The 6,388-nt window shown below is 60.0% G+C and carries 6 protein-coding genes and 1 tRNA gene; 3 read left to right on the top strand and 4 right to left on the bottom strand.

Translation table 11 applies throughout. From position 1 onward, the window contains the following. Window positions 1-130 precede the first annotated feature (130 nt). The 3 genes from QMB98_RS07380 to QMB98_RS07370 all read right to left on the bottom strand — a co-directional run bounded on the left by QMB98_RS07380 (window position 131) and on the right by QMB98_RS07370 (window position 2,264). Window positions 131-1,111 carry a ribose-phosphate diphosphokinase gene (locus QMB98_RS07380; RefSeq protein WP_371685048.1) on the bottom strand — a complete coding sequence of 327 codons (981 nt, stop codon included), beginning with the start codon at window positions 1,109-1,111 and terminating at the stop codon, window positions 131-133. After that, window positions 1,108-2,133: an NTP transferase domain-containing protein gene (locus tag QMB98_RS07375; protein ID WP_371685047.1), complete on the bottom strand. Its 1,026-nt coding sequence runs from the start codon at window positions 2,131-2,133 to the stop codon at window positions 1,108-1,110. The genes QMB98_RS07380 and QMB98_RS07375 overlap by 4 nt, the downstream gene beginning before the upstream one ends. A 57-nt stretch (window positions 2,134-2,190) precedes the next feature. Beyond that, window positions 2,191-2,264: transfer RNA gene (locus QMB98_RS07370), tRNA-Gln, on the bottom strand. A 78-nt stretch (window positions 2,265-2,342) separates the two neighbouring features. On the opposite strand from QMB98_RS07370, the gene QMB98_RS07365 reads away from it, so the two are divergent. From QMB98_RS07365 to QMB98_RS07355, 3 genes are all read left to right on the top strand, one after another. After that, window positions 2,343-3,056: a TetR/AcrR family transcriptional regulator gene (locus tag QMB98_RS07365; protein ID WP_371685046.1), complete on the top strand. Its 714-nt coding sequence runs from the start codon at window positions 2,343-2,345 to the stop codon at window positions 3,054-3,056. A 308-nt stretch (window positions 3,057-3,364) separates the two neighbouring features. Next, on the top strand, window positions 3,365-4,249 hold the full coding sequence (locus tag QMB98_RS07360) for an ABC transporter ATP-binding protein (protein WP_371685044.1): 885 nt from the start codon (window positions 3,365-3,367) through the stop codon (window positions 4,247-4,249). Continuing rightward, entirely contained in the window at window positions 4,246-5,412 is a 1,167-nt protein-coding gene (locus QMB98_RS07355; RefSeq protein ID WP_371685043.1) for an ABC transporter permease, read from the top strand. The genes QMB98_RS07360 and QMB98_RS07355 overlap by 4 nt, the downstream gene beginning before the upstream one ends. Before the next feature lie 242 nt (window positions 5,413-5,654). Here QMB98_RS07355 and QMB98_RS07350 read toward each other — a convergent pair whose 3' ends face one another. Further along, the gene (locus tag QMB98_RS07350; RefSeq protein ID WP_371685042.1) at window positions 5,655-6,197 is read right to left on the bottom strand and encodes a MarR family winged helix-turn-helix transcriptional regulator; all 543 of its coding nucleotides are present in this window, start codon (window positions 6,195-6,197) and stop codon (window positions 5,655-5,657) included. Between the last annotated feature and the right edge of the window lie 191 nt (window positions 6,198-6,388).

Below are 6,388 nucleotides of genomic sequence, written 5' to 3'. Positions count from 1 at the left end.
GTTTCATGCCACGACGCGCAAAACGCCCGCTACACACTCAATTATGAAGAGCCCGTGAACTGTTCGGATCTGGCACGCCAACTGCTCAGATCTGGCAGAAGAGTATGCTCAGTACCCAATTAGTTCAGGGTCAGTGAGCTCCGTCGAAGAGGCTCGTGACGGAACCATCGTCGAAGACCTCGCGGATGGCGCGGGCGAGGACGGGAGCGATGGGGAGAACGGTCAGCTCCTTGAAACGCTTCTCGCGCTCGATCGGCACCGTGTCGGTCACGATGACTTCGCGGGCACCGGACTCGGAGAGGCGCTTGACGGCGGGGTCGGAGAGAACGCCGTGGGTTGCTGCCACGATAACGTCGGCCGCGCCGGCCTCGAGAAGAACGCGGACTGCCTCGCAGATGGTGCCGCCGGTATCAATAAGGTCATCAACGAGGACGCAGGTACGCCCCTTGACTTCACCAACCACGCGGTTGGCGACGGCCTGGTTGGGGCGGGAGATGTCGCGGGTCTTGTGCACGAAGGCGAGCGGGGTGCCACCGAGGCGGTCGGCCCACTGCTCGGCAACACGGATACGACCAGCATCAGGTGAGACAACGCAGGCGTTCTCGGGATCGATGCGGGTGCGGACGTACTCGACGAGGGTCGGCATGGCCCAGAGGTGGTCAACCGGCCCATCGAAGAAGCCCTGCGCCTGGGCTGCGTGGAGGTCGACGCTCATGATGCGGTCTGCGCCCGCGGTCTTGAACAGGTCGGCAACGAGGCGGGCAGAGATCGGTTCGCGGCCACGGTGCTTCTTATCCTGACGCGCGTAAGGGTAGAAGGGGGCAACGACGGTGATGCGCTTAGCGGAGGCACGCTTGAGAGCATCAATCATGATCAGCCCCTCCATCAGCCACTTGTTGACCGGGGGCGTGTGGGTCTGGATCACGAAAGCATCGGCGCCACGGACGGACTCATCGAAGCGCACGTAGATCTCGCCGTTTGCAAAGTCGTATGCGCTGGAGGGAAGCAGGTCAATACCGAGAGACTCTGCTACCTCGGCAGCGAGCCCCGGGTGGGAGCGCCCACTCGCGATCACAAGATGCTTAGCTCCGGTGGAGTGGATTCCGCTCATGACTGACCGTCCTTCGATACGTTGTCGGTGACTGAAATTGAAGTATCTGCAAGATCTGCGAGCGCAATCTTCGCGCCGGATTCGACCGTCACGTTGTGGAGCCGTACGTGGGGACCAACCTCAGCCCCGGTGGCGATGGAGGTGGATCCGGTCAGGTAGCTGCCTGGGAGAATCCGCGAGTCTGCTTCGAAGGTGACATCGACATCAACCCAGGTGCTGTTTGGATCTTCGACCGTGACGCCGGCCTTCATGGCATTCGTCAGGGATCGGCGGTTGAGTTCACGGCGCAGGTTTGCGAGCTGAACCTGGTCGTTGACGCCCTCCACGACGAGGCGGTCACCCATGTAGGAACCGATCGGTGCCCCCTGGTTGTATGCGGCTTCGAGGACGTCGGTCAGGTACATCTCGCCCTGGGCGTTGTCGGTTCCGAGGCCGCCGAGTGTGGCTCGGAGCAGGTCCGCATCGAAGACGTAGATCGAGGAGTTGATTTCGTCGATCTCGAGCTGCTCGGGAAGAGCATCCTTGTGTTCGACGATGGAGGAGATGATGCCTTGGGAGTCGCGGATGATCCTGCCGTAACCGGTGGGGTCCGGGACCCGGGTGGTCAGCACCGTGACTGCGTTGCCAGCGTGCGCTGCGAGGAGTGCCTTCAGGGTGTCGCCATCGAGGAGAGGAGTGTCGGCCGCTGTCACGAGAACGGGTCCCGTAAGGTCCTCCGGCAACGCCTCCATGCCGCACCACACTGCCCTGCCGGTACCGGGAATGTCATCCTGGTCGGCGATGATCGCGTGGGGTGCGATGTCGTGGATATGTCCCGCAACCAGGTCGCGCTGGTGGCGCACGACAACAACAAGATTGGCGGGGTCCAACTGCGAGGCTGCGTGGATCACGTGGCCGACCAGGCTACGGCCGCAGATCTCGTGAAGAACTTTCGGGGTCGCTGATTTCATACGTGTGCCAGCACCTGCGGCAAGCACGATCACTGTGGGTCGCTGGCTGTTTGGCAAGTTCAACTCTCTCATCACGATCCCAACCCTACGACGGAACCACGCACTTTCGCGCGGGTTCCAGCAATTTTGTGGCTCCGCCCCCAGGGTTCGAACCTGAACTAAAGGCTTCAAAGGCCTCTGTGCTGCCATTACACCAGGGCGGATCACTCGCCCTTTAGTCTGCCAGTTCTTGGTACCCGGTGCCAAAGTGGTAACCCCAACATTCGTGGAATACTTATCACATGATCGAGCACACCAGTCCCCGCAAAGTTCGCATGTCCCGTTCCGAGCGCCGCCTCCAACTCATCGAGATTGCTCGCGCAAGTTTCGCCCACCGCGGCTACGACGCGACCTCGATTGAAGAGATCACGATGGCGGCGGGGATCTCGAAGCCGGTCCTGTATGAACACTTCGGTGGCAAAGAGGGCCTCTACCAGGTGATCGTGGACAGGGAGATCAACCTGCTCATGACGACACTGACGGAGTCACTGCCCTCGGATGTGTCCCCCCGAAAGGCCCTGGAGCACTCCATCGTTGCCCTGCTCGACTACCTAGAAACCAACCCAGATGGGTACCGGTTGCTGGCGCACCAGTCCCCCGCCGGCGTATCCACGGGTGTCTTCTCTCCCATCATCGGAGAGGTAACGGAACACCTCACTGACCTGCTCGCGGAGATGTTCAACCGCCAGGGATTCGATTCCACCAGCTCCCCCGTCTACGGGCAGCTGCTCGGTGGCGCCGTCGCCCAGGTCGGCCAGTGGTGGATCTCGGAGAAGGACGCCGCCGAGTCCGGCGAGCCAGCAACCGCAGGAGGCGAGCCCGTCGCTCCGCTGTCGAAGGAGGACGTAGCAGCCCACACCGTCAACCTCCTGTGGAACGGTCTGCACCACCTTGAACTGAGGCCGCGACCCATCGGCCGACCCGACGAGGGTGAAGAAATCCAGCCGACTCTTTAACTAGCCGAAGCCAACTCCAGCGCGCTTGACTGCGGCAACCTCCAGCACCCACGAATCTCCGAGGTGACACGCCACGAATCTCCGACGTGGCACGATAGGAACTACGTACCGTCGTATCGCGGACAAGCCGGTCGAACTAGCTTTTCACGTGGAAATTTGCCAGTTTCGCGATGTTTCAAAGCTCAGTTCTCCGCCTTCTCGCAGAGAACTTCTCGCGCGTCTCCAGTAAGTTAGAAAACGTCCAACGCACTCAACTTGTCTGGAGCACCATGCTGGTCATTTCTGACTTGCACAAATCGTATGGAGCCGTGAAGGCTCTTGACGGGATGTCATTCCACGTCAATCCAGGAGAACTCTTTGGCTTCGTCGGTTCGAACGGAGCCGGCAAGACCACCGCCATGCGGATCATCCTCGGTGTCCTCTCCTCCGATTCCGGTGAGGTCACGTGGAAGGACCGTCCCATCGACTTCGCCATGAGGAGGCAGGTGGGTTACATGCCGGAAGAGCGTGGCCTCTACCCCCGCATGAAGGTCGGCGAGCAGCTCATCTACCTTGCTCAGCTTCACGGCGACAGCGCCGACGAGGCGAAGCGTGGAATGGAGTACTGGACGGAGAAGCTCGACATCGCACATCGCAGAGACGATCTCGTTCAGACCCTCTCCCTCGGTAACCAGCAGCGCGTCCAGCTCGCGGCCGCACTGATCTCCGATCCTCAGATCATGGTGCTCGACGAGCCATTCTCCGGACTCGACCCGGTTGCTGTGGATGTCATGAGTGAGGTGCTCCGGGAAAAGACCCGAGAGGGCGTTCCCGTCATCTTCTCCTCCCACCAGCTCGACCTCGTGGAGCGCCTGTGCGACCGCGTTGGCATCGTCTCCAAAGGCAAGATCATTTCCGAAGGCAAGATTGACGACCTTCGACAGACTGACACTCCCGAGTACATTCTCGTCACCCCGGCGGACTCCCCCACGAGATTCGACCATCTCGGCATCTCTGTGCCATCCCAAGTCATCGAGGGCGACAAGATGACGCGCCGCTTCCTGACCCCGGCTGGATTCGATGGTCAGCAAATCCTGCGCACGGCACTCGCCGATGGTCCGGTCTACGAGTTCGCTCCACGCAAGCCACATTTGGAGGAGCTGTTCCGCGACGTTGTCTCCGCGACCTCCGACGATAGGAAGGAACAGAAATGAACTCCATTTCCCTCGTCACACGACGTGAATTCCGTGCCCAGATCCGGTCCAAGGCGGCCATCATCTCCACGCTCGTCATGGCGGCTCTCATCATCGGGGCCGGCATTCTCGGCAAGTTCCTGCTGAACGACGATGAGGATCCCGACATGGTTGTCGGCACCGTCGGCGTCACGGAAGAGACCGCGCCACTCAAGGCTGACCTGGAGGAGATCGGTTTGACCGTGGTGGATGTTTCGGGTGAACCCGAAGCCGCGCTCGAAGCGAACGAGGACCTGGATGCCGTGATCAGCGGCGATCCCTCCTCACCCACGATCTACGCCCTCGAAAGCTCGAGCGAACTCGATACCATCACCCAGGTCACCCAGATTGCCACGTCAAATCACTTGCTTTCTGACAACTTTGGTGACGCCGCAACCGACGAAGTGAAGCAGGAGTTCCTCGATTCTCAGGCTCTCTCCGTTGAGATCCTTGGTGAACCCGAGTTCGATCCGGTGACGTTCCTCGTTGGTGTCATCACCGTCTCCCTCATCTACTTCGTCATTGTCATGGGTGTGTCGATTCTGGCCACGGGCGTGGTCGAAGAGAAGTCCTCGAGAGTGGTTGAGGTTCTTCTCGCAACCATCCGGCCACGTGAACTCCTCATGGGTAAGTTCATTGGCATTGGTTTCGCCATCTTCATCATGGTGGCGATATATGTCGCCGCCATGGTCATCGCTGCCTCGATCGCGGGCATCCTACCCGACATCAATATCACGAGCTACATCCCGATGCTGCTCGTCTGGGTTGTTCTCGGCTACATCATTTACGCCTCAATCACTGGCGGACTTGCGGCTACCGTCTCCCGCCAGGAGGACATCGGCGCCGTCACGACGCCCATGATCTTCCTGTCCATGGTGCCGTTCTACTTCGCACTGTTCTACGTTCCGGAAAACCCAGATTCGATGCTCACCCAGATCCTGGGTTACGTCCCGTTCTTCGGCCCGTTCATTCTGCCCGTCAGGGCCGCCGTGAGCGAGGTTCCCCTGTCCGATACCCTGATCTCAATCGGCGCCTGCCTCGTGTTCATCCCGATCCTGGCATCCATTGCCGGCAAGATCTACGAGCGCTCCATCCTCCACACCGGTGCCCGCATGAAGGTCATGGACGCTCTGCGCAGGAAGTAGCTCGGTATTCAGACGAGATCTTCAGCAATAACCAGCTAACAGTTCGGGGGGTGCGTATTGAACGCACCCCCCGAACTCGTGCCGAAGACTTGGCTGTGTTCCCGACCGCGACCTTGAGCGCGGGCCTCAATGACAAGGGAATCCCTCGCACATCCTCAGGGCCAGAGCCAGAATCGAGTCATGGCAGACTCACCGTCCAGGCTGACTCACCGACAAGGAGGACTCGTGTCTTGAGCCCGCTCCTAGTTCTGCGTCGCTCCGAAGGTCTGCACCTTGGAGGCATCGCTAAAGGGGCGCAGGAGGTCACGCAGGATTCGGCTGATCTCTGCTCGATCCTCGTGCGGGATCGGTTCCAGCATCTTTTCTTCGCTTGTCAGGAGGTCCGCCATGGCCCGATCGGAACGCTCAATCCCGAGCGGGGTCGCTCTCACGTACTTGATTCGGCGGTCTCGAGAATCCTGGTGACGGATGGCGTGACCCCGTTCCACCATCGTGTTGATGCGGTGGGTGAGGGTGCCGGAGGCGACAAGAAGTTCGTTCATGAACTGGGATGGTTGCGCCTGATAGGGCTCACCCTGCCGACGAAGCAGGGACAGCATCTCAAACTCCCACACGTCGAGGCCGTGGGCTGCAAACGCTTGCCTGCGGAACTTCTCAAGGTGTCGGTTCAGTCGCAGGAGCCGAGAAAAGATCTCCAAAGGAGATGCGTCGAGGTCCTCACGTTCGCGTCGCCACGCCGCGACGATCTCATCAACCTCGTCAGTTTTCCCGACATTTCGTTCCATTTGGCCAGTTTACTCGATATCGAGATTTCTCGGCAGGAGGTTTCTCGAGCCAACCAGGCTTACCTCGCACCAGATTGCTTACCTCGCACCAGATTCACGGGAACAACGACGCCTCAACTCGTTCGGTCCAGGACATTCGCTCGACACAGTTCTTTCACAGGTGCATTCAGGAAGATCTTGAGAACTGTTGT

Source organism: Flaviflexus sp. (assembly GCF_041440645.1).
GTDB lineage: Bacteria > Actinomycetota > Actinomycetes > Actinomycetales > Actinomycetaceae > Flaviflexus.
The sequence above is the reverse complement of the archived record's forward strand: the minus strand, read 5'-3'. Positions and strand labels throughout refer to the sequence as shown.